This window comes from Georgenia sp. SYP-B2076, from assembly GCF_003991205.1.
GTDB lineage: Bacteria > Actinomycetota > Actinomycetes > Actinomycetales > Actinomycetaceae > Georgenia.
The window spans coordinates 99,583-122,052 of record NZ_RXOZ01000003.1; the positions used below are offsets into that span (position 1 = coordinate 99,583).

The 22,470-nt window shown below is 72.7% G+C and carries 19 protein-coding genes and 1 pseudogene; 4 read left to right on the top strand and 16 right to left on the bottom strand.

The annotated features are described in order from the left end of the window. Positions 1-11 precede the first annotated feature (11 nt). The 6 genes from gcvPB to EJK16_RS02075 form a co-directional block, all read right to left on the bottom strand. Positions 12-1,673, bottom strand: a complete 1,662-nt coding sequence (gcvPB, locus tag EJK16_RS02050) for an aminomethyl-transferring glycine dehydrogenase subunit GcvPB (RefSeq protein ID WP_127125840.1) — start codon at positions 1,671-1,673, stop codon at positions 12-14. After that, a complete protein-coding gene (gene gcvPA / locus EJK16_RS02055) occupies positions 1,670-3,046 on the bottom strand; it encodes an aminomethyl-transferring glycine dehydrogenase subunit GcvPA (RefSeq protein ID WP_127125842.1) in 1,377 nt (458 codons plus the stop codon). The genes gcvPB and gcvPA overlap by 4 nt, the downstream gene beginning before the upstream one ends. Next, complete coding sequence (locus tag EJK16_RS02060; protein WP_240645719.1) at positions 3,043-5,127, bottom strand: beta-galactosidase; 2,085 nt, start codon at positions 5,125-5,127, stop codon at positions 3,043-3,045. Before EJK16_RS02060 ends, gcvPA begins: the two co-directional genes overlap by 4 nt. Before the next feature lie 78 nt (positions 5,128-5,205). Beyond that, positions 5,206-6,027: a carbohydrate ABC transporter permease gene (locus EJK16_RS02065; RefSeq protein ID WP_240645720.1), complete on the bottom strand. Its 822-nt coding sequence runs from the start codon at positions 6,025-6,027 to the stop codon at positions 5,206-5,208. Continuing rightward, positions 6,024-6,974: a carbohydrate ABC transporter permease gene (locus EJK16_RS02070; RefSeq protein ID WP_240645721.1), complete on the bottom strand. Its 951-nt coding sequence runs from the start codon at positions 6,972-6,974 to the stop codon at positions 6,024-6,026. Before EJK16_RS02070 ends, EJK16_RS02065 begins: the two co-directional genes overlap by 4 nt. A 1-nt stretch (position 6,975) precedes the next feature. Continuing rightward, complete coding sequence (locus EJK16_RS02075) at positions 6,976-8,286, bottom strand: ABC transporter substrate-binding protein (protein WP_127125846.1); 1,311 nt, start codon at positions 8,284-8,286, stop codon at positions 6,976-6,978. Positions 8,287-8,374: 88 nt separating this feature from the next. On the opposite strand from EJK16_RS02075, the gene EJK16_RS02080 reads away from it, so the two are divergent. After that, the gene (locus tag EJK16_RS02080; protein WP_127125848.1) at positions 8,375-9,034 is read left to right on the top strand and encodes a GntR family transcriptional regulator; all 660 of its coding nucleotides are present in this window, start codon (positions 8,375-8,377) and stop codon (positions 9,032-9,034) included. A 76-nt stretch (positions 9,035-9,110) separates the two neighbouring features. Here the strand turns inward: EJK16_RS02080 and EJK16_RS02085 are convergent, their stop codons facing one another. Genes EJK16_RS02085 through EJK16_RS02100 form a run of 4 tightly spaced genes read right to left on the bottom strand, consistent with a single transcriptional unit; the run spans position 9,111 to position 14,170 of the window. Further along, complete coding sequence (locus EJK16_RS02085; protein ID WP_127125850.1) at positions 9,111-10,988, bottom strand: amylo-alpha-1,6-glucosidase; 1,878 nt, start codon at positions 10,986-10,988, stop codon at positions 9,111-9,113. A gap of 4 nt (positions 10,989-10,992) precedes the next feature. Beyond that, positions 10,993-11,907, bottom strand: a complete 915-nt coding sequence (locus tag EJK16_RS02090) for a carbohydrate ABC transporter permease (RefSeq protein ID WP_127125852.1) — start codon at positions 11,905-11,907, stop codon at positions 10,993-10,995. After that, complete coding sequence (locus EJK16_RS02095; protein ID WP_127125854.1) at positions 11,904-12,857, bottom strand: carbohydrate ABC transporter permease; 954 nt, start codon at positions 12,855-12,857, stop codon at positions 11,904-11,906. The genes EJK16_RS02090 and EJK16_RS02095 overlap by 4 nt, the downstream gene beginning before the upstream one ends. A 5-nt stretch (positions 12,858-12,862) precedes the next feature. Further along, on the bottom strand, positions 12,863-14,170 hold the full coding sequence (locus EJK16_RS02100; protein ID WP_127125856.1) for an ABC transporter substrate-binding protein: 1,308 nt from the start codon (positions 14,168-14,170) through the stop codon (positions 12,863-12,865). 96 nt (positions 14,171-14,266) lie between these two features. Here EJK16_RS02100 and EJK16_RS02105 point away from each other — a divergent pair, with 96 nt between their 5' ends. Next, positions 14,267-15,343 carry an aldo/keto reductase gene (locus EJK16_RS02105; protein WP_127125858.1) on the top strand — a complete coding sequence of 359 codons (1,077 nt, stop codon included), beginning with the start codon at positions 14,267-14,269 and terminating at the stop codon, positions 15,341-15,343. Positions 15,344-15,432: 89 nt separating this feature from the next. Here EJK16_RS02105 and EJK16_RS02110 read toward each other — a convergent pair whose 3' ends face one another. After that, positions 15,433-16,362, bottom strand: a complete 930-nt coding sequence (locus EJK16_RS02110; protein WP_127125896.1) for a S9 family peptidase — start codon at positions 16,360-16,362, stop codon at positions 15,433-15,435. 34 nt (positions 16,363-16,396) lie between these two features. Then, positions 16,397-16,744: a hypothetical protein gene (locus EJK16_RS02115; protein WP_127125860.1), complete on the bottom strand. Its 348-nt coding sequence runs from the start codon at positions 16,742-16,744 to the stop codon at positions 16,397-16,399. A gap of 62 nt (positions 16,745-16,806) precedes the next feature. Between EJK16_RS02115 and EJK16_RS02120 the strand changes: the two genes are divergently transcribed. After that, complete coding sequence (locus EJK16_RS02120) at positions 16,807-17,340, top strand: helix-turn-helix domain-containing protein (RefSeq protein ID WP_127125862.1); 534 nt, start codon at positions 16,807-16,809, stop codon at positions 17,338-17,340. 9 nt (positions 17,341-17,349) lie between these two features. Here EJK16_RS02120 and EJK16_RS02125 read toward each other — a convergent pair whose 3' ends face one another. Further along, positions 17,350-18,432: a DNA polymerase IV gene (locus EJK16_RS02125; RefSeq protein WP_127125864.1), complete on the bottom strand. Its 1,083-nt coding sequence runs from the start codon at positions 18,430-18,432 to the stop codon at positions 17,350-17,352. Between the two features lie 112 nt (positions 18,433-18,544). On the opposite strand from EJK16_RS02125, the gene EJK16_RS02130 reads away from it, so the two are divergent. Beyond that, entirely contained in the window at positions 18,545-19,117 is a 573-nt protein-coding gene (locus tag EJK16_RS02130; protein WP_127125866.1) for an MOSC domain-containing protein, read from the top strand. 7 nt (positions 19,118-19,124) lie between these two features. Here EJK16_RS02130 and EJK16_RS02135 read toward each other — a convergent pair whose 3' ends face one another. The 3 genes and pseudogenes from EJK16_RS02135 to EJK16_RS02145 all read right to left on the bottom strand — a co-directional run. Beyond that, the gene (locus EJK16_RS02135; RefSeq protein WP_127125868.1) at positions 19,125-20,345 is read right to left on the bottom strand and encodes a multidrug effflux MFS transporter; all 1,221 of its coding nucleotides are present in this window, start codon (positions 20,343-20,345) and stop codon (positions 19,125-19,127) included. A 90-nt stretch (positions 20,346-20,435) separates the two neighbouring features. After that, positions 20,436-21,701, bottom strand: coding sequence for a galactokinase (galK, locus tag EJK16_RS02140; protein WP_127125870.1), 1,266 nt, complete (start codon positions 21,699-21,701; stop codon positions 20,436-20,438). Further along, positions 21,698-22,470, bottom strand: a pseudogene (locus tag EJK16_RS02145) (hypothetical protein); the annotation flags it as partial. The pseudogene EJK16_RS02145 and the gene galK, both read right to left, overlap by 4 nt.

Below are 22,470 nucleotides of genomic sequence, written 5' to 3' on the forward strand. Positions count from 1 at the left end.
CGCCCGTGCGGTCACCGGAGCGCAACCGCCTCGTCGGCCGCCGGGCCGCCGGGGGCGTGCGGCGCCACGCCCACAGCGTCGGCCTCCCGTGCCGAGCCGCCGTTCTGGTGGGCGTGGGGGTACTTGCGCAGGTAGGCGCGCCACGTCGTGGCCCAGCGGTCCGGGTCGTCGAGGTCGTCGTGGTGGGTGTGGTGGACACTCTGGTGGTGCGGCGCGGTACGGACGAGCTCGGGATCCTCACGCGCCTCCGTTGCCACCCGCGCGATGACGTCGGCGTACTCGTCGAGCTCCGCCCGCGAGTAGGACTCCGTGGGCTCGAGGGTGAACGGCTGCGGCACCACGTAGGGGTGGTGGCTGGTCCAGTAGTGCATGCCGTAGTCGGCGGCACGCACGCCGATCTCCTCGGAGCTGACGCCCGTCTCCTCGAAGAGCTCCTGCCAGGAGTAGCGCACCTGCTCGATCCGGCGGCGTCCAGCGGCGTACGGCGCGGACGCGCCGGGGATCTCCAGGATGCGCTTCATGAGGTAGTTGTTGTTGAGGACGGCGACCTCGGCCACGGCGCGGAGCCCCTCCGCGCCGAGGGCCCTGATCCAGGAGTAGGCCCGCACGATGTTGGGCACGACCCCGTAGAAGGGCGCGACCTTGCCGATCGACCTGGGCCGGTCGCCGTCGAGGTAGAACCGGTCCCCGTCTCGCTCGACCACGGGTCCGGGCAGGAACGGGGCGAGCTTCTCCGAGACGCCGTTGGCGCCGGCGCCCGGCCCACCGGAGGCGTGCGGGGTAGCGAACGTCTTGTGCAGGTTGAAGTGGCACACGTCGAAGCCGGCGTCGCGGGCCCGGGTGATGCCGAGGATCCCGTTGGCGTTGGCCTGGTCGTAGGAGGCCAGCGCACCGACGGAGTGCGCCAGGTCCACCCACTCGCGGATGCGGGGGTTGTAGATCCCCGTGTCCTCCGGGTTGGTGACCATGATGGCTGCCGTGCGCCCGGAGAGCGCGGCCTTCAGGGCGTCGATGTCCGGGTAGCCCTGGGCGTCGGGGTAGACCGTGATGACCTTGTAGCCGGCGGCCTTGGCGGCCGCGGCGTTGGACGGGTGGGAGAAGATCGTCGTGATGACCTCGTCGCGCTGGTCGCCCTCGCCGTTGGCCTCGTGGTACGCGCGGATCATGGCGATGTTGGTCCAGATGGCGGCGGAGCCGCCCTGGGTGGCGAGCGAGATGCGGCTCATCCCGGAGATCTCGGCCAGCGCCCGCTCCGTCTCCCAGATGATCTCGAGCACGCCCTGCACGGTGTCCTCGGCCTGGAGCGGGTGCAGGTCGGCCAGCCGCGGGGTGGTGATGATCCGCTCGTTGACCTTCGGCGAGTACTTCATGGTGCACGTGCCCTGGCCGACGTCGACGTTCAGGTCCGCGCCCAGGTTCTCCTGGCTCAGGCGCAGGTAATGGCGCAGCACCCGCATCTGGGCGATCTCGGGCAGGGCGGGCGCCTCGGGGCGGCGCAGCGAGGCGGGCAGGTCCGCGACGACGTCGCCGACGGTGTCGCGCACGCCGGGCTCCGGCCGGGAGACGAACACGCCGCGCTCGCCGGGGGCGTGCAGCTCGAACACGATCGGCTCGTCCCACCGGGCCTGGTGGAAGCGGCGCAGGGCGGGCTTGGGGGCGATGGGCAGGCTCACGCGGCACTCTCCTGGAGGATCTCGGCAAGGGTGGTGACAAGGAGGTCGATGTCCGCCTGCGTGGTCACCTCGGTGACGCACACGAGCAGGCGGTACTCCCCGACGACGACCCCGGGCTCGATGTCCCGGGCACGGACGGCGTCGCGGACGTCCCGGGCGGAGCGGCCGGTCGCGCGGACGTCGACGACGAGCTCGCGGAAGTGGACGGCGCCGTCGGCAACGGCGACTCCCGGCAGCGACCCGAGACGGGCGGCGGCGTAGGCGGTGCGGGCCAGGACGGTCTCGCCGAGCTCCGCCATGCCCTTCGGGCCCATCAGGCTCAGGTACACGCCGGCGGCGATGCCCCAGAGGGCGGCGGCGGTGCCCACCCACTCCTTCCCCTCCTCGCGCAGGGCGAAGGAGGTCCGCTCGTAGGCGACGTCGCCGAAGCCGTACTCGCCGGGGACGTCGGTGGACGCGAGCCCGAACAGTCGGGAGGGGAGCTCCATGACGAAGCGCGGGTCGTCGTGCACGGCGATGAAGCCGCCGTGGCCGCCACCGAACCACTGGTGGACCCCCAGGGACTGGATGTCGCCGCAGACGATGTCGGCGCCGCTGTCGGCCGGCGCGGTGATGACGCCGAGCATGATCGGGTCGGTGGTGACCACGAGGAGCGCGCCGGTGGCGTGCGCCGCCTCGGCCAGGGCGGGGAGGGCCGCCTCGAGCGCGCCGCCGTAGGACGGGGTCTGCACCCACACCGCGGCGGTGTCGGCGTCGAGCGCGGCCGTGACCGCGGCCAGGTCCGCGGTGCCGTCGGTGGTGGGCACCGGGACGAGGTCGAGGTACGTCCGCACGTAGTCGGTGACCTTGGACAGCTGGTCGGGTGTGACGTCACTGACGACGAGGGCGCGGCCGCGGCCGGTGATCCGATGCGCCATCGCGAGCGCCGTGGCGCTGGCCTGGAAGCCGTCGTAGGTCGGGACCGTGACGACGTCCATGTTCAGCAGCTCGCCCATGAGGGACTCGTACTCGAACAGGGCCTGGAAGCGGCCGTGGTCCTCGTACGGCTCGCCGGCGTAGGCGGTGAGGAACTCGCTGCGGGAGATGACCTCGTCGACGACGGCGGGCACGTGGTGGTTGTAGGTGCCGGCACCGAGGAAGCTGAGCCGCTCCCGGGTGGAGCGGTTGCGCCCGAGGAGGCTTGTCACGTGGCGCTCGAGGTCCTGCTCGGCGAGGAAGGCCGCGGGCAGGTCGAGGCCGTCCTGGACGCGCAGGTCACCAGGCACGTCGGCGTAAAACTCCTCGACCGAGCTCGCGCCGACGGCCGCGAGCATCTCGGCACGCACGGCGGGGTCGCTGTTGGGGATGTACGGGTGGACGAATGGCTGGCTCATGCGCTCGGCCCCTTCTCGTCGGTGAGCGTGGTGAGGATCCTCACCGCGGGTGGTCGGTCGGTGGTCGGGTGGGTCAGGACGGTCACGTCGAACGGCCCGAGAGTCACGTGCCCATCGGCGGGCGGCGGGCCGGTGAGCACCCGCGAGTCCGCCGGGAGGTCGGAGAGCCGGACGGTGCGTCGGCCGTGGTTGAGGAGGAACGTGACGTCCGTCGCGCCGTCGGTCCTGGTGACGACCTCGACGTCGTCGGTGGTGCCGGGCGTGGCGGGGACGCCGGCCCCGCGCAGGACGTCGCGGAAGAGCGCGACGAGCCCGTCGTGGTCGAGGACGGCGCTCAGGTACCAGGCGGTGCCGCCGTCGGCGCGGCGGACGACGGCGGGCCGGCCGGCGAGGTCGCCGGAGCCGTAGGTGGCAACCACGTCGGCGTCGCCCGAGACCTCGAGCCACTCGCCCCAGGTGTGCGCGCGCCACGCGCGGCCGCCGGAGCGCAGCGTCTCGTGGGCGTCGTCGGGCAGGGGCCACCACTCGTCGACCGCGACGCCGAGCAGCGCCCGCAGCGGGCCGGGGGCGCCGCCGTCGTGCACCTTCTCGGTGTGGTCGACGACGCCGGAGAACGGGCCGACGACGAGGGTGCCGCCGCCGCGGACGTAGGCGGCGAGGGCGTCCGCCTGCTCGTCGGTCATGGCGTAGAGGTTCGGCACCACCACGATCTCGTAGGCGTCGAACGGGCCGGTGGCACGGACGACGTCGACGGTCTGGCCGAGGGCGAAGAGGGCGGCATGCCAGCCGCGGGCCTGCGTGGCCCAGTCGAGGCGCACCGAGGGGAGCGAGTCGGGCGCGGAGAGCCCCCACCAGGCGTCCCAGTCGACGACGAGGGCGACGGCGGAGCGGACCCGGGTGCCCTTGACCGCCGACAGGGCGCTCAGCTCACGGCCGAGCGCCGCGGTCTCCCGGTAGCTCCGCGACGCGGTGCCGCGGTGACCGAGCATCGCTGAGTGGAACTTCTCGGGGCCGAACCTGGCCTGGCGCCACTGGAAGAACATGACGCCGTCGGAGCCGTGGGCGACGGCGTGCAGGCTCATCGCCCGCATCTGGCCGGGCGCCTTGGGGACGTTCACGTCTCGCCAGCTGACGGCGGAGGGCGCCTGCTCGAGGAGCAGCCAGGGCTGTCCGCCCTTGAGCGAGCGCATCAGGCCGTAGTTCAACGCGGCGCCGACGTGGGCGGCGGGGTCGGCCGGGTCGGGGTAGGCATCGTCGGTGACGACGTCCTCGGCGGCGGCGAAGTCCCAGTAGTCGAGCTCGCGGAACAGGCTCATGAAGTTGGTGGTGACCGGGATGTTGGGGGTGATCTCCCGAAGCACGTCGACCTCGGCGCGGAAGAGCTCGAGGAGGGCGTCGGAGGAGAACCGCTCGAAGTCCAGCTGCTGGGTGGGGTTGATCGGCCCAGTGGCGCAGCGCGGGGGCTCGATGTGCGCCCACTCGGTGTAGTGCTGGCCCCAGCAGCTCGTGCCCCAGGCGTCGTTGAGACCGTCGAGGGTGCCGTAGCGGGCCTGCAGCCAGCGCCGGAAGTGGGCCGCCGACTCCGGGCACCAGCAGCGGGCGACGTGGTCCCCGTACTCGTTCGACACGTGCCACAGCGCGAGCGCCTCGTGGTCACCGTAGCGGCGGGCCATCGCGTCGGTCAGGCGCAACGCGTGCTCGCGGAAGACGGGCGAGCTCGGGCAGTAGGCCTGGCGCGAGCCGAACTCCAGCCGCACACCATTGCGGTCGACCGGCAGGACCTCGGGGTGAGCGCGCACCAGCCAGGCCGGCGGGGTGGCCGTGGCGGTCGCGAGGTCCACCCGGATCCCCTGGGACCACAGCAGGTCCACCACCCGGTCGAGCCAGGCGAAGTCGTACTCCCCCTCACGCGGCTCCAGCAGCGGCCACGAGAAGACCGGGAGGCTGACGAGGTTCACCCCCGCCTCGCGCATGAGGCGCGCATCCTCGGCCCAGGTCTCCTCCGGCCACTGGTCGGGGTTGTAGTCCCCGCCGTAGGCCAGCCCGTCCAGGCGGATGGGCCGGACACCGTCCTGCGTCACCGCTCCACCCCTCTATACTGTCTGTATTTTGTATACAAAACGTAGCGGACGCCTCAGCGGTAGGCAACCCCGAGAGGGTCACCCCTTGACGGCCCCGCCCAGCAGACCCGCCACGAACTGCCTCTGGAAGAGCAGGAAGACGACCAGGACCGGCAACGTCGCCAACAACGAGCCGAGCATGAGCCCGGAGTAGTCCACCCGCGTCGCCCCGATCATCGTGTTCAGCGCGACGGGCAGGGTGTACCTCTCCTCGCTGTTGAGCATGAGGAGCGGCCAGATGAACGCGTTCCACTGGGTCATGAACGTGTAGATCACCAGGGCCCCGATCTGCGGCTTGGAGACGGGCACGACGACCCGCCAGAACGTCCGCAGCTCGCCGGCGCCGTCGAGGCGGGCCGCCTCGAGGAGCTCGTCGGGGAAGTCCAGGAAGGACTGCCGCATGAGGAAGATGCCGAAGGCGCTGGCGAGGAAGGGCACCACCACGGCCTGGTAGCTGCCGATCCAGCCCATCGAGGCCATCATCTGGAACAGCGGCACCAGCAGCACCTGCATCGGCACCATCATCGTCACGAGGACCAGGCCCAGCAGGACGCCACGGCCGCGGAAGGCGTACTTGGCCAGGCCGAAGCCGCACATCACCGAGATGGCGACGCTGAGCACCGTGTACACCGCGGCGATGCCGACGCTGTTGACCATCACCCGACCGAAGCCCACCTCCTCCGCCAGGCGCGCGAGGTTGGCCAGGAGCTCGCCTCCCGGCAGGACCGGCACGGGCGTGCCGAACAGGGCGGAGGTCTGGTGCGTGGAGGCGATGAGCATCCAGGCGAAGGGGATGACGCTGACGACCGCCGCGACGGTCAGGACCAGATAGGCGGGAGCGCGGCGCAGGGCGGAGATCACGGCTTCTCCCTCGTGAGGCGCAGCTGGACGACGGAGATCGCCATCGTGAGGACGACGACCACCCAGGCGATGGCGGAGGCGTACCCGAAGTCGAACTGCTCGAAGCCCACCTTGTAGAGGTAGAGCACCGGGGTGAGCGTGGCGTTCGTGGGTCCACCGCCCGTGAGGATGACGACCTCGTCGAAAAGCTGGAGCGCCCCGATCGTCGAGGTGATCGTGACGAACACCAGGACCGGCCTGAGCTGGGGCACCACGACCCGGGTGAAGACCTGCCAGCCGTTGGCGCCATCGAGCCGCGCGGCCTCGTACAGCTCTTGCGGGACGGCCTGCAGGCCGGCGAGGAGGATGACCATGTTGTAGCCGGTCCACCGCCACGTGATCGCAGCGATGAGGGCCACGCGCGCCCACAGGGGGTTGTTGAGCCAGTCGACCGGGTCCAGCCCGAGCGCGCCGATCAGCTGGTTCATCGCGCCGTCGGTGGCAAGCAGCACGCGGAAGACGACCGAGTAGGCCACGAGCGACGTCACGGCGGGGAGGAACGCCAGCAGCCGGTACCCCGTGCGCAGCCGCAGCCAGCTCAGGTTGAGCAGGTACGCCAGGCCCAGCGCGAGGCAGACCATGAGCGGGACCTGCACCGCCAGCAGCAGCCCGGCGTTGAGCAGGCTCTGTGCGACCAGCGGGTCGTCGAGCATCCGTCGGTACTGGCCGAGGCCGACGAAGGTGGCGGCCCCGGCCTCGGTGGCGAAGAAGCTCTGCCAGAGGGAGGCGAGCAGCGGGTAGACGAAGAAGACGGCGAAGAGGGCCAACGCCGGCGAGACGAACCACCACCCGGCCATGCGGTGGCGGCGTCCCACCGGCCGCGGCGCCCGGGCGCGGTGCGCGGCCGCGCCCGGGACCCGCCCGGGCGCGGTGGCCGTGCTCGGCGCACCGCGCTCGAGGACCGCCACGTCAGCCGGCGATCTCGCGACCGGTGGCCGTGGCGATCTGCTCGGCCGCCGCCTGCAGCGCGGCCGCCGGGTCCTCGCCGTTGATGACGGCTGCGACGACGGCGTTCGCGGCGGTGTCGTTGGCGAGGGCGTCATCGGTGGCGTAGGTGATGGTGGGGATCTGCTTCGTCTGCTCGGCGAACAGCTGGAACACGGGCTGCCCGCCGAAGTACTCCAGCTCCTGCTGGAAGTACTCGTCCTCGAGCGCCGGCAGGTAGGCGGGGAACAGCCCCTCGTTCTCCATCATGGAGACCTGCGACTCCGTCCCGGCCAGGGCGAAGTCGATGAAGGCGGCCGCGAGCTCGGGGTTCTCCGCCTGCGTCGGGACGGCCAGGCCCGACCCACCGTTGTTGGCGGTGCGGGCTCCTCCCTGCTCGAACGCGGGCAGCTCCATGACTGAGAACTTGCCACTGAGCTCGGGCATCTCGCCGGTCAGGGTGCCGGTCCACCACACCGCCTCGGGGTGGAACGCGGAGCTTCCGTCCTTGGTGGCACCCACGCGGCCGTCCCAGCCGCGCACGTTCTGGAGCAGCCCGCGGGCGTTGATGTCCTGCAGGAGCGTGAGGGCCTCGACGGCTTCCGGCGAGGTGATGGCGATGTCGCCGTTCTCGTCGAAGTAGCCCTGCCCCTGCTGGTGCAGCATCATGCGAAAGATGGCGCCCGAGGCGACGTCGACCGACATGAGGGTATTGCCGGTGGCGGTCTTGACCTGCTCACCGGCCTCGACCAGGTCGGCCCAGGTCTCGATCGACGAAGGGTCGACGCCGGCCGCCGCGAGGTAGTCCGCGCGGTAGAACATGCCGACGGTGCCCGAGTCCCAGGGCGCGACGGCGATCGTGCCATCGGCGGTCGTGCCGGTAGACCACTTGAAAGGGTCGAAGTCTGCCTGCTTGTCCCCCAGGACGGGCCCGAGGTCGACGAAGCCGTCAGGGAACTCGGCAAGGTAACCGGGTGCGCGGTCCACCTCGATCGTCACGATGTCGGGCAGGCCGCTGCCGGCCTGCAGACCGACGGACAGCTTGTCGTAGGCGTTGTCGTAACCGACGTCGACGACCTCGACGCTCGTGCCGGGGTTCTCCTTCTCGAACGTCGCCGCGAGACGCTCGAGCGCGACGGCCGCGACGTCCCACGTCCAGACGGTGATCTCACCCTCGAGGGCACCGTCGGCGCCCACCGTGACGGGCTCGGTGGGTGAAGTCCCACCACCGGTGGCACATCCGGCGAGCAGCAGCATCGTTGCGGCCGCGGGGACCAGTGCCCGGCGAACAGCCATGGCGTTCCTTCCGTCGTTGTGAAGAATATTGCATACAGTACGCAAAACGAATATGCTGTCAATGCCGGATCCGGACTTGGAGGGCGACATGGTGATCAAGCGGACCGCGCTGCGCGCGCAGGTGCGTGAGGAGCTCCTGGAGCGCATGCGCAGCGGCGCCGTCCACCCGGGGCAGACGATCAACGAGGTCCAGCTCGCTGCGGAGCTGGGCGTGAGCCGGACGCCGTTGCGGGAGGCGCTCATCTCCCTCGAGACCGAGGGGCAGATCGCCAGCGAGAGCGGTCGCGGGTTTCGCTTCCTGCCGCTCAGCGCCCGCGAGCTCGAGGAGCTCAGCCCCATCATCGCGGCGCTCGAGTGCCTGGCCCTCGAGCTGAGCCCGCCCGAGGAGCTGGCCGAGCTCGGCAGGAACCTGCTCGTCCTCGCGCGCGATTTCAAGGACGAGGTGGCCCAGCACGCGCTCATCAACCAGCGCGACGACGAGTGGCACACGCTCATGCTCAGCGCCTGCCCGAACGGCCGGCTGATGGACCACCTCCAGAGCGTCCGGCTGGCGCTCCACCGCTACGAGTCGCTCCTCGTCCACGACGAGGCCATGGTCGCCCGAAGCTCGGCCGAGCACGAGGCGATCGCCCAGCGGCTCGTCGACGGTGACCTCGCCGGCGCGCAGGCCGCACTGCGGGCGAACTGGCGCAACGGCGCCCGCAGGCTGCTGCAGACCCTCGACTTCCAGACCGACCGCGCCAGCTGACCGCCCGGCGGCACACGACGCGCCGGTCGTCGCCCCCCGGGTCGGTGCACGCCGCCCCGGACGGTGCGCCGGCACCTCAGCTGCGCGAGAGCCGGACGGCGAGGTCCACGAACAGCGCCGCCGACCACCCGAAGGATGTCGTCGCGGTGGGGGCGCGTTCCCCCGTCAACGGGTTGACGTACTCGTACGGGCCGCCGGCCCGGATGACGCCTGCCAGTGCCTTCTCGGCGAGCGCGTCCGCCTCGTCCCGGAAGCCGGAGGCCTCCAGCCCGTCGACGAGCAGGGCACAGATGTTCATCCAGCTCGGTCCGCGCCACATGGCGTCGGGGTCGAACGCCGGGTCGTTGCGCGCGACGGTCGGCACTCCCCAGGGCGCGCCGAACAGGTCGGGATCCGCGAGCGCCTCCCGCAGTCGTGCGACGACCTCCCGCGGGAGGCGGCCCGTCAGCGTGGGCAGCAAGCTCACCACCGCGTAGGTAGGGAGGGCGCGGCCACCCGCGTGGGCGGCGAACATCCCCCGTCCCTCTTCCCAGGTGTCCAGGAGCAGCCGAAGCGTCCGGGTCGCCCGGCGACGGTGGTGGTCCGCCGCTGCCAGGTCACCGTCGCGGTGGGCCCGGCGGGCGAGCAGGTCGTCCTGGACCACGAGATAGGCGGCCAGGTCGGGTGATGCCACGGGCGGTGCGGAGTCGAAGATCGGGCTGTCGTCCAGACCGGAGGAGTACGGGTGGCCGTACTCGGGCATGCCGTCGCCGTCGGTGTCCGACCGCGCGAACCACCACTCCTGGGAGCGGGCGGCCACGCCGTACGCGGCGGCGCCCCAGTCCTGGTCACCGAGCACGTCGAGCACCTTCTCGATCGCCCAGGCCGTCAGGGGCGGCTTGGTCAGGGGCACGACGGCGTCGCTGCCCGCCACGCCAGAGCCCTTGCGACGCAGCGCCGCCAGATCGGCTGGGGGCAGGTCGGCACTCGAGGCGAGCACGCCGCCATCGTGCACGACGTCGGGGAGCTGACCGTCGGCCGTGGGATACCGCAGCGCCAGGTCGAGCTGGTGGCGCGCGAGCCCGGGCGCCCCATGGCGGAGGCCCACGGCGATGAAGTAGGCGTCCCACTGCCACAGCCCCACGTAGCCGATCTTGGAGGGCACCACCGCGTGGGCGTCGTCGTGGCCGTGGAGCCGGACCGCGTTCGCCCCGAGCACCCACCAGCACAGAGCGGTCATGGGCGCCAGGTCGGGGCGCACGGCCGGGCACCGGGACATCCAGCCCTGCCACGTGGCTCGCGTGGCCGCGAGGTGCGCGGCGTGGTCACCGTCGCTCCGCGCCGAGTGGTCACCGCCGACCCGCCCCGCCACGTCGAGCTCGACCCACCCGGCGCTGTCGGCCCGCAGGTCGAGGCGCTGCCCGCGCGCGCTCACCGTGACGCCGTGGGCCACGAGGTCGGTGCCGGGCGCCGAGGGCAGGGCGGTCACCCAGCCGCAGCCGGTGGGGACGACGGGCAGCTCCAGGGACGCCGACCAGGGTCTGGCCGTCGTCGTGCCGAGGCTGAGCGCCCCCGGACCGGCGAAGGTGAGGGTGACATGGCCGAGCTCGATGCGGTCCGGCGTCACCCGGGTCACCGGCAGCACCCGCCCCCCGCCGTCGCGGACGGTGAGGCGATCGACGACCACGCACTCCGCCGGGGGGCGCTCGTACTCGGCCGTACACACGGTCAGGGCGTCCGGTGGACCGGCCGCCGCCTGGTAGTCGACAGCCGTCGGCTCGGCGGTGCCCGGGAGCGCCCCGTAGCGCGGGTCAGCGCGCGGACGAAGCGCGGCCGCGTCGGCGCGTAGTACGAACAGCCGCGACGCGGGGAGGGTGAACGGCGTGTGTTCGAGGTCGAGCAGGTGCTCGACGGCCGCCATCGCCTCGGCCCCGGCCGCCGGCGTCACGGTCCCCGCCGCCGTCACGTCGCCCATCGCCCTACCGCCCGCCCAGGCCGGAGGCGGCCATGGACGCGATGATCCGCCGCTGGCCGAGGAGGAACGCGATGAGCATCGGCACGGTGGCGACCGCGGAGGCCGCCATGACGAGGCCGTAGTTCACGGCGCCGTACTGACCCTGGAAGCTCGCAAGGAGCAGCGGGACCGTGAACAGCTCCTGGCTGTTGAGCAGCACGAGCGGGAAGAGGAAGTTGTTCCACGTGTCCAGCACCACGATGATGCTCAGGGCGCCGAGGCCCGGGCGCAGGTTGGGCAGGATCACGGAGAAGAAGGTGCGCACCTGGCCCGCGCCGTCGAGCGTGGCCGCCTCGGTGAGCTCCCGCGGGATGGACAGGACGAACTGCCGCATGAGGAACACGGCGAAGGGGTTGGCCAGGGCTGCGGGCACGATGAGCGCCAGGTGGGAGTCCACCCAGCCGAGCCTCGCCATCAGGAGGTAGAACGGCACGAGCGTGACCTGCTTGGGGATCATCTGCGTGGCGAGGAAGACGAGGAAGAGGACCTTGGCGCCGCGGAACGGGATGCGCGCGAACGCGTACCCGGCCATGGCTGCGGTGACGAGCGTGCCCGCGACCACCAGCACGGCGATGTAGATGCTGTTGACGTAGGCGCGGCCGAAGGGTAGCGACTGCCAGGCCTGCGCGAAGTTGCCCGTGGTCGCCGGGGCGGGCAGGAGGCTGAGTGGGTCGGTGAGCAGCTGAGGGAGGGTCTTGAGGGAGGTCAAGAGCATCCACAGGAACGGCGCGACCATGAGCAGGCCGCCGACGAGGAGGACGGCGTGCAGGGCCACCCGGCCGGCCGGGGGCCGCCGTCGGCCGCTCCGACCCGACGGGCGCACGGCCGGGGTGCCGGCGCCCGCGGTGCGTTCCCCGGCTGCCGTGGCGACGGCGGTCATGCGGCCTCCTCGTAGTGCACGAGCTTCTTCTGCACCGCGAACTGGGCGGCCGTGATAACCAGCGTCAGCACGAGGAGGATGACGGCGGCCGCGCTCGACGGCCCGAACTCGAACCGGCCGAAGCCCAAGTCGTAGATGTGGTAGACGATCGTCCTCGTGGCGTTGTCGGGTCCGGCGTCGGCGGTCAGCAGGAAGACGGTGTCGAAGGTCTGCAGCGAGCTGATGAAGGCCACCACGGAGGAGTAGAAGAGGACGGGTGAGAGCAGGGGCATCCGGATCCGGAGGAACATCGTGACCGGCCCCGCACCATCGAGCCGGGCGGCCTCCACGACCGTGGACGGCACGTTCTGCAGGCCGGCCAGGATGATCACCACGTTGAGGCCCAGTGAGCCCCAGATCGTCACGATGCACACGGCCAGCAGCGCGAGGCGCGGGTCTCCGAGCCAGTCCGGCGGCGCGATGCGGAAGATGCGGCTCAGCGCGGCCGAGAGCGCACCGTCCGCGCGGAAGAGCTGCTGCCAGATCATGGCGACCGCCACGGAGGACGTGACGACGGGGGCGAAGAAGAGCACCAGGTACAGGGCTCGCGAACGGAGCTGGTCGAGCGCGACGGCGATCACCGTCGCGAGCCCGAGCCCGATGGGTACGGTCACCAGCGCGAGCAGGAGGGTGTTGATGATGGAGCGCAGGAGGAGCGGGTCCGTGAGCTGGTCGGCGAAGTTGGCGAGGCCGACCCACTCCAGGTTGGTGAGCCCGTCCCAGCTGGCGAAGGCGAGCACGAGGCTGACGACGAAGGGAAGGACGACGAAGGTCGCCATGCCGAGCAGCTGAGGGCCGACGAAGAACCATCCCCACCGGCGGTCGGCCTTCCGCCACGCCGCCTCACGGGGCTCGGGCGGTGACTGCCGGGCGGACCGCAGCGCTTGCGCGACCCTCAGCTGCTGGCTCACCGGCCCTACTTGGCCGTCTTCTCGGCAACGAGGCCCGCCGCCGCGCCCAGCGTCGTCGGGGTGTCGCTCTTGCCCTCGTACAGCGTCAGCATGAGGGAGCTGATGTCCGTGGCCAGGCCCGGGACGACGGCCTCGGCGGGGTAGTTGGCGAAGCCGATGTCGCGCATGTCCAGGAAGGTCTGCGCGTGCTCGGGATAGCCGTCCTCGAGGACCACCTCGTCGGCGCCCTTGATCGACGGGACGGCGTTGCCGCCGCCCCGCAGCCGGAAGCTCTGGCCCTCCGCGCTGAGGAACTCGGTCCAGAAGGTGAAGGCGGCGTCGACGTCGGACGCGTCGGGGTTGATGGCGAGGTAGCTCGCGGCCACACCGGTGGGCGCGGCCTTGCCGTCGGGGGTGGGCCACCGAACGATGTCGTAGCTGTCCTCCTCGCCGGCCGAGCGCACGGTGCCGATCGTGTAGCGGCCCTGGGCGAAGAAGCCGGCCTTGTGGGTGAGGAACATCGTGTCGGCTCCGGCCCCCTCGGGCATGGTGTCGGCGACGGCGAAGGTGCCCTCCTGGAAGTAGCGCGCCAGCGTGTCGACCGCCTCGACGGTGGTGGGGTCCTCGGCAGCGACGAACGTGCCGTCGTCGGCGTATGCGGCGCCGCCCTGGGCGGAGATCCAGCTGTAGTGCGTGGCCCAGTAGTTCCAGAACATCGACCCGGTCAGGCCGGCCGCCGCGAGCTTGTCGTTCATCGCAAGGTACGCGTCCGTCGTCCAGGCGTCCTTCGCGGCGAGCTCCGCGGGGTCCTCGGCGATGCCGGCCGCCTCGAGCGCCACCTTGTCGTACCAGAGGGCGTCCGGGTTGGTGTCGTTCGGCGCGGCATAGATCTCCCCGTCGGACTCGGCGGCACCGAAGATCCCGGGGTAGAAGTCCTCCGGCTTGGTCTTGCTCTCCTCGGAGCCCATGCGGTCGCTGAGCGGGAGGAGGACGCCCGCGTCGACGAACTGGCCGAGGCGGTCATCCCCGATGTAGAAGACGTCCGGGGCGGTGTCCGAGGTCAGCTGGGACAGGAGCTTGGAGTGATAGTCGTCGTAGGAGGCGACCGGTTCCAGCTTCACGCGGATGTCGGTGTGGCGCTTCATGAAGTCGGCGTTGAACTCCTCGAAGCGGCCGAGCTCCTCGGGTGTGCCCCACGTCGACCACACCACGCTTCCACCGTCCTCTCCGGCGGCCGAGCCGCTTGAGCCGCTGCACGCCGCGAGCGTGAGGCTGAGGGCGGTGGCGACGCCGAGGACGGTCGCGGTGCGCGAGCGGAGAGTGAGACGAGTCATCGTTGGCCTCGATTCGTTGGCGCCGGGGAGTGGCGTGAGTCTCCGCATTCTGTATACAGAATGCATTGATGTCAACGGTGCTGCCATGATGACGCCGTGAGCCAGTACCAGGCATCGGGTGACCGATACGCGGCATCGACGTTCCGGCGCGCCGGCCACAGCGGCCTGGACCTTCCGGCCGTCTCCCTCGGCCTATGGCACAACTTCGGGGACGCCCACAGCTTTGCCAGCCAGCGCGCGATCCTGCTCCGCGCATTCGACCGCGGCGTGACGCACGTCGACCTCGCAAACAACTACGGCCCGCCTCCCGGCGCCGCCGAGGCGACCTTCGGGCGCGTCCTCGCCACGGACCTGCGGCCGTACCGCGACGAGCTCGTGATCAGCACCAAAGCCGGCTACGACATGTGGCCAGGCCCGTACGGGGACGGCGGCTCCGCGAAGTACCTCACGGCGTCCCTGGACGCCTCATTGCGCAGGACGGGCCTGGACCACGTCGACATCTTCTACTCACATCGGCCGGACCCGAGCGTGCCGATCGAGGAGACGGCCGGTGCCCTGGCCCGCGCGGTGCGCCAGGGCAAGGCGCTCTACGTCGGCATCTCGAACTACTCCCCCGCGGAGGCGGTGGCGGCGAGCCGTGCGCTGACCGGCCTCGGCGTCCCGCTCCTGATCCAGCAGGAGTCGTACTCGATGTTCGACCGGCACGTCGAGCAGCCTGTGGAGATGCGCGACCCCTGGCTGCGCGGGGACGCTGCAGGGGCACCCGGGAGGGCGCCGCGGTCGCTGCTGGAGACGGTCGAGGAGCTCGCGATCGGGCTTATCGTCTTCTCGCCGCTCGCCCAGGGCCTGCTGACCGACCGGTACCTCGACGGCCGGGTGGCGGCGGGGTCGCGCGCCTCGGTGGGGCACTTCCTCAAGGCGGGCCGCATCGACGAGGAGTACCTGGCGCGCGCCCGCGCGCTGAACGACATCGCGGCCGTGCGGGGCCAGTCCCTGGCCCAGCTGGCCATAACCTGGCTGCTCCGGGACGAACGCGTCACGTCCGTCCTGGTCGGCGCCAGCTCGGTCCGCCAGCTGGAGGACAACCTCGCGGCGCTCGAGGCGGCGCCGCTGACCACGGACGAGATCGAGGCGATCGAGCCCTGGGCCGTCGACATGCCCGAGGACGACTGACCGCGAACGCCGGCCCGGTCAGCGCGGTCATGCGCCGCCGGGACGGTGCCGCGGCGGCGTGACCCCACGAGTTCCGCCACCCTGGACCGTCAGGACGCCTCGGCGGCGCCGAGGCTGGCATGGCGGCGCACCCACGCGACGACGAGCTCGAGGACGCGCTTGTCGACGGGCCGGCGGATCTCCTTCTTGTACCCGTTGACGGAGGCGGGTCCGTCCTGGCTCCGGAGGAGGTGGCTGACGTCGGGCACCTCGTGGGTCTCCACGGGGCCGCGCACGAGGTCGGCGATGGCGTGCAGGTCTGCGGGGTCGGTCTGGACGTCCTTGCCCCCCGTCACGGCGAGCACGGGGACGGCGATCCGCCCGAGGTCCGGGCGGGGGTCGTAGGCCATGAACTCCCGGGTCCACCGGGCGTTGATGCGGACGCCGTCGACCCGCGCCTCGTCGGTGGTCGTCGCCTTGACCTTCGCGTGGTTCTTCGCCACCCGCGCCTCGAGGTCGGTGCGGAGCAGCCGCAGCATCACCCGCACGGGTTTCGGGAGCGTCGGGGCGATCCGGGCCGCCTGCCACCGGAGCAGCTCCTCGCCGGGCGTGGCCGAGCCGCTGAGGAGGACGACACCCGCCACCGGCAGCGTCGTGTGCGCGGCGAGGACGGTGGCGATCAGGGCGCCTTCGCTGTGCCCGACGACGGTGAGCGCCCCCGGGTCGACCTCGGGCACCGCGGCGAGCGCCTCGAGGGCCGCCCGCGCGTCGTCGACGTTGTCGGTGAAGCCGGCGGCGCGGAAGCGCCCGGTGCTCTCCCCGACGCCGCGCTTGTCGTAGCGGAAGGTCGCGATGCCCGCCGCCACGAGGGCGTCGGACAGCTGCCGGGTGATGTCGAGCCGCATCCGCCGGTGGTTGGAGTCGCGGTCGACCGGACCGGATCCGGGCACCAGCAGCGCGGCGGGGTGCGGGCCTTCGCCGTCGGGCGTCGTGAGGGTGCCGGCGAGCGTCTGGTCACCGGAACGGAAGTGGAGCGGCATCTCGGGCACGTCGGTCTCCCTATGTCAGCGGTCGTCAGCGGGTCGGGGCGAGCGCGGCCGCGAGGCGCGCGGCGTCGTCGACGTCGAGCAGGAGCTCGGCGTACGGCTGGCCGTCAAGGAGCACGCGGAGGGCGGGTCGGCCGCGCCGGACGGAGACCAGGGTCTTGCCCGAGCGGCCGCGCCACGTGCCGATGGCCCGCGCCCCGGGCAGGCCCAGGCCGGGCGAGCGGACCCCGTGGACGGCGGCGAGGCCGTCGGCGACGACCTCGGCGGAGCGCACGGAAGTGAGCGGGAACTGCTGGTTCCGGATCAGGCCGGCGACCTTCTCGCGGGTGGTGAAGGAGATCTGGAGGGCGGTGGGCTGCACCGTTGCTGTGGTCATGGCAGTAGCATTCTCAGTTATGAGAATGTTGTCAAGTGTGATTCTGTGGAGAGGTGCCCGAGATGCGAGCGGCTGACGTCCTGCTGCACCCGGTCCGCCTGCGGATCGCGCAGGCCTTCCTGGGCGACCGCTCACTCACGACCGGCGACCTGCACCGGGAGCTGCCGGACGTCCCGACCGCGACCCTGTACCGCCAGGTGGCGGTCCTCGCCGAGGGCGGCGTGCTCGAGGTCGCCGGGGAGAGCCGCGTGCGGGGGGCGATGCAGCGCACCTACCGGCTACGGACGGGCGCCGCGTCGGTCGGTCCGGACGAGGCGCGCACCCTCACGGCGGAGGAGCACCGGCAGGGCTTCCTCACCTTCGTCGCCGGCCTGCTCGCGGACTACGACCGCTATCTCGACCGGGAGGATATCGACCACGAGCGCGACCTGGTGGGATATCGGGTGAACGCCATGCATCTCACGGACGAGGAGATGCACGCCCTGCTCGACGATCTCCGCGCCGTGCTGGCCCCGCGCCTCGAGCTCGAGCCGGGCGGGGGACGCACCCGGCGCCTGTTCGCCACCATTCTCATGCCGGGCGACCCGGCGTCCTGAGCCGAACGGTCACAGCCGCCCGCGCACCGGGGTGCGCTCGGCCGGGTCGCCCCCGTCGGGCATGACCATCTCGGCGCGCACGCCGAGCAGCCGGATCTCCCGGTCCGGGTCGATCCGGGCGGCCAGCTCGGTGGCCGCGGCGACGACGTCGTCGCGCGCGCGGGTGGGCGCCGCGAGCTTCCTGCCGATCGCCTTGGTCTCGAAGGGGGCGTAGCGCACCTTGAGCGTGACCCGGAAGACGGGCCGGCCCTCCCGCGCGGTGTCCTCGAAGGCCTGGGCGGCGAGCTCGCGCACCGCCTCCACCACCTCCTCCGGGGTGGTGAGGTTCTGCTGGTACGTCGTCTCCCGGCTGTGGCCGCGGGCGATCCACGGGGCGTCGTCGACGACGGCGGGGCCGATGCCCCGGCCGAGCTCGCTGTACCAGACGCCCATCCGGGGCCCGAACTCGCCCACGAGCAGCTCCTGCGGGGCCGCCGCCAGCTGGTTCACCGTCTCGATGCCGTGGCCCGCCAGGCGCTTGGAGACCCGCGAGCCGACGCCCCACAGCGCGACGGTCGGGCGCTCCCCCATCACCTCGAACCAGTTCTCGGCGGTCAGCCGGAAGATGCCCCGCGGCTTGCCGAAGCCGGTGGCGATCTTGGCGCGCACCTTGTTGTCGCCGATCCCCACCGAGCAGTGCAGCGCGGTGGCCTCGAGCACCGCGGCCTGCGCGCGCCGGGCGAGGGCCTCCGGGTCGTCCGTCGTCGCCCCGAGGAAGGCCTCGTCCCAGCCGAGGACCTCGACGACGCCGCCGAGGTCCCGCAGCGTGGCCATGACCTGGTCGGACGCCTCCTCGTAGGCCGGCGCGTCCACCGGCAGGAAGACGGCGTCCGGCACCTTGCGGGCGGCGACCTTCAGCGGCATCCCGGACCCGACGCCGAACTCGCGCGCCGCGTAGGACGCCGTGGACACCACCGCGCGCTCCGTGGGGTCGCCCCTCCCGCCGACGATGACCGGCAGCCCGGCCAGCTCCGGGCGGCGCAGCACCTCCACCGCGGCGATGAACTCGTCGAGGTCGACGTGCAGCACCCATGGCCTGGCCCCGTTGCCCATGGCACGAGTCTGGCGGGAGCGGGCCGCCGTGTCGCCCAGAGCGCCGCCGGCCGGCCGCCGTCACTCCCCCGGCCGGCCGCCGTCGTCGTCTCGGTGAGGGAGACTTGGCGGCGTGACGGTCACCTACAGGTACGAGGTGGAGGTCCTGCACCTGCTCGTGTCCGCGGGGCACGCCTACTTCGGGCGCCCCCGGGACGGCGCCGCGGACGTGCCCACGACCGACGCGGACCGGGTCGAGGTGATGGCCGGCAAGGGCATCGTCGGCGACCGGTTCTTCGGCAAGGCCGCCCACATGGACGCCGCCGTGACGCTGTTCGCCGTCGAGGGCCTCGAGGCCATGGCCGCCGAGCTTGGCGCCGCCCCGTTCGATCCGCTCCTCACGCGGCGCAACGTGATCCTCCGCGGCGCGCACCTCGCCCCGCTGCTGGGCGAGGAGTTCGCGCTCGAGTCGCGGGGCGCCTCCGTGCGGCTGCTCGGCGGCAGACCCGCCAACCCCTGCGCCTGGATGGACCGGGTCCTCGCCCCCGGGGCGCACGCCGCGATGCGGGGGCGAGGGGGCATGCGATGCCGGGCGCTGTCGGACGGCGTGCTGCACCGCGGGCCGGCCGTGCTCGTCAGCCCGGTGCCGCTCGAGCCGGAGCGGGCCGGTGAGGCCCACGTCCGGCGGGCGTCCCGGCTCCCGTAGCCGGACGTCAGCGGGTGAGCCGCCGCCCGACGAGCGCGACACCCAGGGCGAGGGTCGAGCACACCGCCATGAGCACGACCATGGGGACGGCGGTGTGCTGGCCGGCCAGTCCCGTCAGCGGGCTGACGAGCCCGCCCATGAGGAACTGCAGCAGCCCGATGACGGCGGAGCCGGCGCCCGCACGCCCGGGCACCCGCGACTGGGCGAGGGCGACGGCGTTGCCCATGATGAAGCCGAGGCAGGCCTGGTTGAGGAACAGGTGCACCAGCGTCGGCCAGCTCGTGGTCCCGGCCACGACGACGGCGAGCCCGGCGAGGTTGACCCCGCAGGAGACCACCACCGCCGCCCGCAGGATGTCGGCGGGGGCGAAACGGTCGACCAGCCGGGTGTTGACGAGGGTGCCGAGGATGGCGCCGCCGGCGTTGATCGCGAACACGGCCGAGTAGGCGAGCGGGGAGAAGCCCAGGACGTTCTGCACCACGAACGAGGAGGCGGAGATGTAGGAGAACAGGGCGCCGAAGGTGAGGGCGAACGTCAGGGCGTGGGCCATGAACGCCGGCTTGCTCAGCACCGCCCACGAGTTGCCGACGACGACGCCGATCCCGCCTCGGTGGCGCCGCGCCCGCGGGAGGGTCTCCGGGACCACGAGCACCGTGCAGGCGAGCATGAGCAGCCCGAAGCCGGCCAGCGCCCAGAACACCGCCTGCCACGGGGCGACGGTGGCGATGACCCCGCCGAGCACCGGCGCGACCACGGGGGCCAGCGAGGCAATGGTAGCCAGGACCGAGAACAGCTTGGCCGCCTGCCGCCCGGTGGCGATGTCCGAGACGACGGCGCGGGCGATGACCACCCCGGCGGCCCCGGAGACGCCCTGCACCACGCGCAGCGCGATGACCACGCCGATGGTCGGGGCCAGCACGATGGCGACGGACGTGAGCAGGAACAGCACGTTGCCCGCCACCATGAGCCGGTGCCGGCCGAGGACGTCGGAGATCGGGCCGAGCAGGAACTGGCCCACCGCCATGCCCACCATGTACGCGGTGAGGGTCAGCTGCACCGCGCTGGCGGTCGTGCCGAAGAAGTCGGCCAGGTGCGGCATGGAGGCCAGGTACATGTCCGTCGCCAGGGGGCTGACCGCGCTGAGGATGCCCAGGGACACCACGAGGACCACCCGGTCCTTGGCGCCGGACAGCCGCAGGCGGGAGCGGACGGGTTCCTCGGCGGTCACGGCGGCATCCTACGGAGGCGGGTCGCGCCGCTGGGTCCGCGGCACACCTGTTGGGCCCCTCGCGGCTCGTGCGCGCACCGAGGCGGCGGGTCAGGCCCGCACGGGTCCGGCGGGTGCTGCCGGGATCGCGCTCAGGAACGCGGGCGCGTCGAAGTGGGCCTCCGCGAACGCCCGGTCGACGGCGGCGGCGACGTGCCGGGCGTCGCCGCTGTCGACCAGGGCGATGGCGGAGCCGCCGAAGCCGCCGCCGGTCATCCGCGCGCCACGGGCACCGTGCGCGCGAGCGGTCTCGACCGCGAGGTCGAGCTCGGGGCAGGAGACCTCGTAGTCACGGCGCAGCGACTCGTGGGAGGCGTCCAACCCCGACGCGACCGTGTCCAGCGCCGAGCCCTCGAGCTGCGCTCCCGGGTGCTGCGCGAGGCGTGCGACGAGGGAACGGACGCGCCCGATCTCGCTCACCACGTGCCGCACCCGCTTGCGCTGCTCGTCGTCATCCAGGAGGGCAAGCACCGCGCCCGGCGTGGTCTGCCCGGACTCGACGGCGTCGGCGGCCGACCTGAGCGAGGGAACGCCTAGCGCCCCCGCGGCGTCCTCGCACACCCGGCGGCGGCGCCCGTACTGGCCGTCGACAAGGCGGTGGGGGGCGCGGGTGTCGATCACCAGGAGGGTCAGCCCGGCGGCGGCCAGGTCGAGGGGCACCTGTCGGACGGCGCCGTCGCGGCAGTCCAGGAGGAGGGCGTGCCCGGCCTGGGCGCGCAGGGCGGCGGCCTGGTCCATGCCGCCGGTGGGCGCGCCGGCCACCTCGTTCTCGGCGCGCACGCAGGCGTCCGCCAGCCGGGCCCGCCCCGCGTCATCGCCGCCGAGCCGAAGCCCGGCGACGTCGTCGAGCGCCACGGCGACGGCGCACTCCAGCGCCGCCGACGAGCTCAGCCCCGCCCCGGCGGGCACGCAGGAGTCGACGGCGGCGTCGAAGCCCGGCACGCTCCCGGCGGCCGCGAGGCCCTCGCGTTCCAGGGCCCAGGCGACGCCCGCGGCGTAGGCCGGCCACCCGGCCACCTCCCCGGCCGTGCCCGCCGGGCCGAGGGTGTCGAGGTCGACCTCGCGCACGCCCGGCTCCTGGGCGCTGACCAGCCGCACGGTCCGGTCCGGGCGCGGGCGCAGCGCGACGAAGGTGCGGTGGGGCAGCGCGATGGGCAGGCAGAGGCCGTCGTTGTAGTCGGTGTGCTCGCCGACGATGTTCACCCGGCCCGGCGCGGCCCACACCCCTGTGGGCTCGGCGCCGAAGGTGGCGGCGAACAACCGGCGCGCGCGGGCCGCGCCGTCGGCGTCCGCCCACGCCTCCAGCAGCGCGCTCATGCCCGGTCACCTGCGGCCGCGCCGGGCTGGGCTGTGCCGGGCTGGGGTGTGCCCGTCGCGGGGGTGGTGGCCGGGGGTGTGGGGGGCTCGTCGGGCTGGTCGCGCATGACCTCGCGGAGGCGGTCGGCGATCTTCTCGGGGGTGGTGTCGGAGATCCAGGCGCCCATGCCGGACTCGGAGCCGGCGAGGTACTTGAGCTTGCCGGGGGCGCGCAGGACGGAGAACAGCTGCAGGTGCAGGCGCAGGTCGGCCCGGCCCTGACGGACGGGGGCCTGGTGCCAGGCGGCGATGTAGGGCAGCGCGATGGGCTCGCCCGCGCGCTCGCTGCCCGCGGGCCACGCGAAGTACCGGTCGCCGGCCTGGAGCACGCGCAGGTAGATCGAGGCCAGGTCGGCGCGCTCGGCCTCGTCCAGGGCGGGCAGGTCGGGCACGTCCCGGCGCGGGGCGAGGTGGACCTCGACGGGCCACCGGGCCGCGGCCGGGACGTAGGCCACCCAGTGCGCGGACTCGGCGACCACCCGGCGCCCGGCGCGCAGCTCCGCGTCCAGGACGTCGCGCAGCAGGTTGCGCCCGGTGCGCGCGCGGTGCGCCTGGGCCTGGCGCACCATCGTGGCCGTGCGCGGGGTCAGGTAGGGGTAGGCATAGATCTGCCCGTGGGGGTGGTGCAGCGTCACCCCGATCTCCTTGCCGCGGTTCTCGAAGCAGAAGACCTGCTCGACGCCGGGCAGCGCGGCCAGCGCCCGGGTCCGCTCGGCCCAGGCCTCGATGA

What these genes read in the sequence shown, in the direction of transcription:
- gcvPA (WP_127125842.1), bottom strand. Translation starts at nt 3,046, where the DNA reads ATGAGCCAGCCATTCGTCCACCCGTACATCCCCAACAGCGACCCCGCC.
- EJK16_RS02075 (WP_127125846.1), bottom strand. Translation starts at nt 8,286, where the DNA reads ATGGCTGTTCGCCGGGCACTGGTCCCCGCGGCCGCAACGATGCTGCTG.
- EJK16_RS02080 (WP_127125848.1), top strand. Translation starts at nt 8,375, where the DNA reads ATGGTGATCAAGCGGACCGCGCTGCGCGCGCAGGTGCGTGAGGAGCTC.
- EJK16_RS02115 (WP_127125860.1), bottom strand. Translation starts at nt 16,744, where the DNA reads ATGACCACAGCAACGGTGCAGCCCACCGCCCTCCAGATCTCCTTCACC.
- EJK16_RS02100 (WP_127125856.1), bottom strand. Translation starts at nt 14,170, where the DNA reads ATGACTCGTCTCACTCTCCGCTCGCGCACCGCGACCGTCCTCGGCGTC.
- EJK16_RS02125 (WP_127125864.1), bottom strand. Translation starts at nt 18,432, where the DNA reads ATGGGCAACGGGGCCAGGCCATGGGTGCTGCACGTCGACCTCGACGAG.
- galK (WP_127125870.1), bottom strand. Translation starts at nt 21,701, where the DNA reads ATGAGCGCGCTGCTGGAGGCGTGGGCGGACGCCGACGGCGCGGCCCGC.
- EJK16_RS02110 (WP_127125896.1), bottom strand. Translation starts at nt 16,362, where the DNA reads ATGCCGCTCCACTTCCGTTCCGGTGACCAGACGCTCGCCGGCACCCTC.
- EJK16_RS02090 (WP_127125852.1), bottom strand. Translation starts at nt 11,907, where the DNA reads ATGACCGCCGTCGCCACGGCAGCCGGGGAACGCACCGCGGGCGCCGGC.
- EJK16_RS02120 (WP_127125862.1), top strand. Translation starts at nt 16,807, where the DNA reads ATGCGAGCGGCTGACGTCCTGCTGCACCCGGTCCGCCTGCGGATCGCG.
- EJK16_RS02085 (WP_127125850.1), bottom strand. Translation starts at nt 10,988, where the DNA reads ATGGGCGACGTGACGGCGGCGGGGACCGTGACGCCGGCGGCCGGGGCC.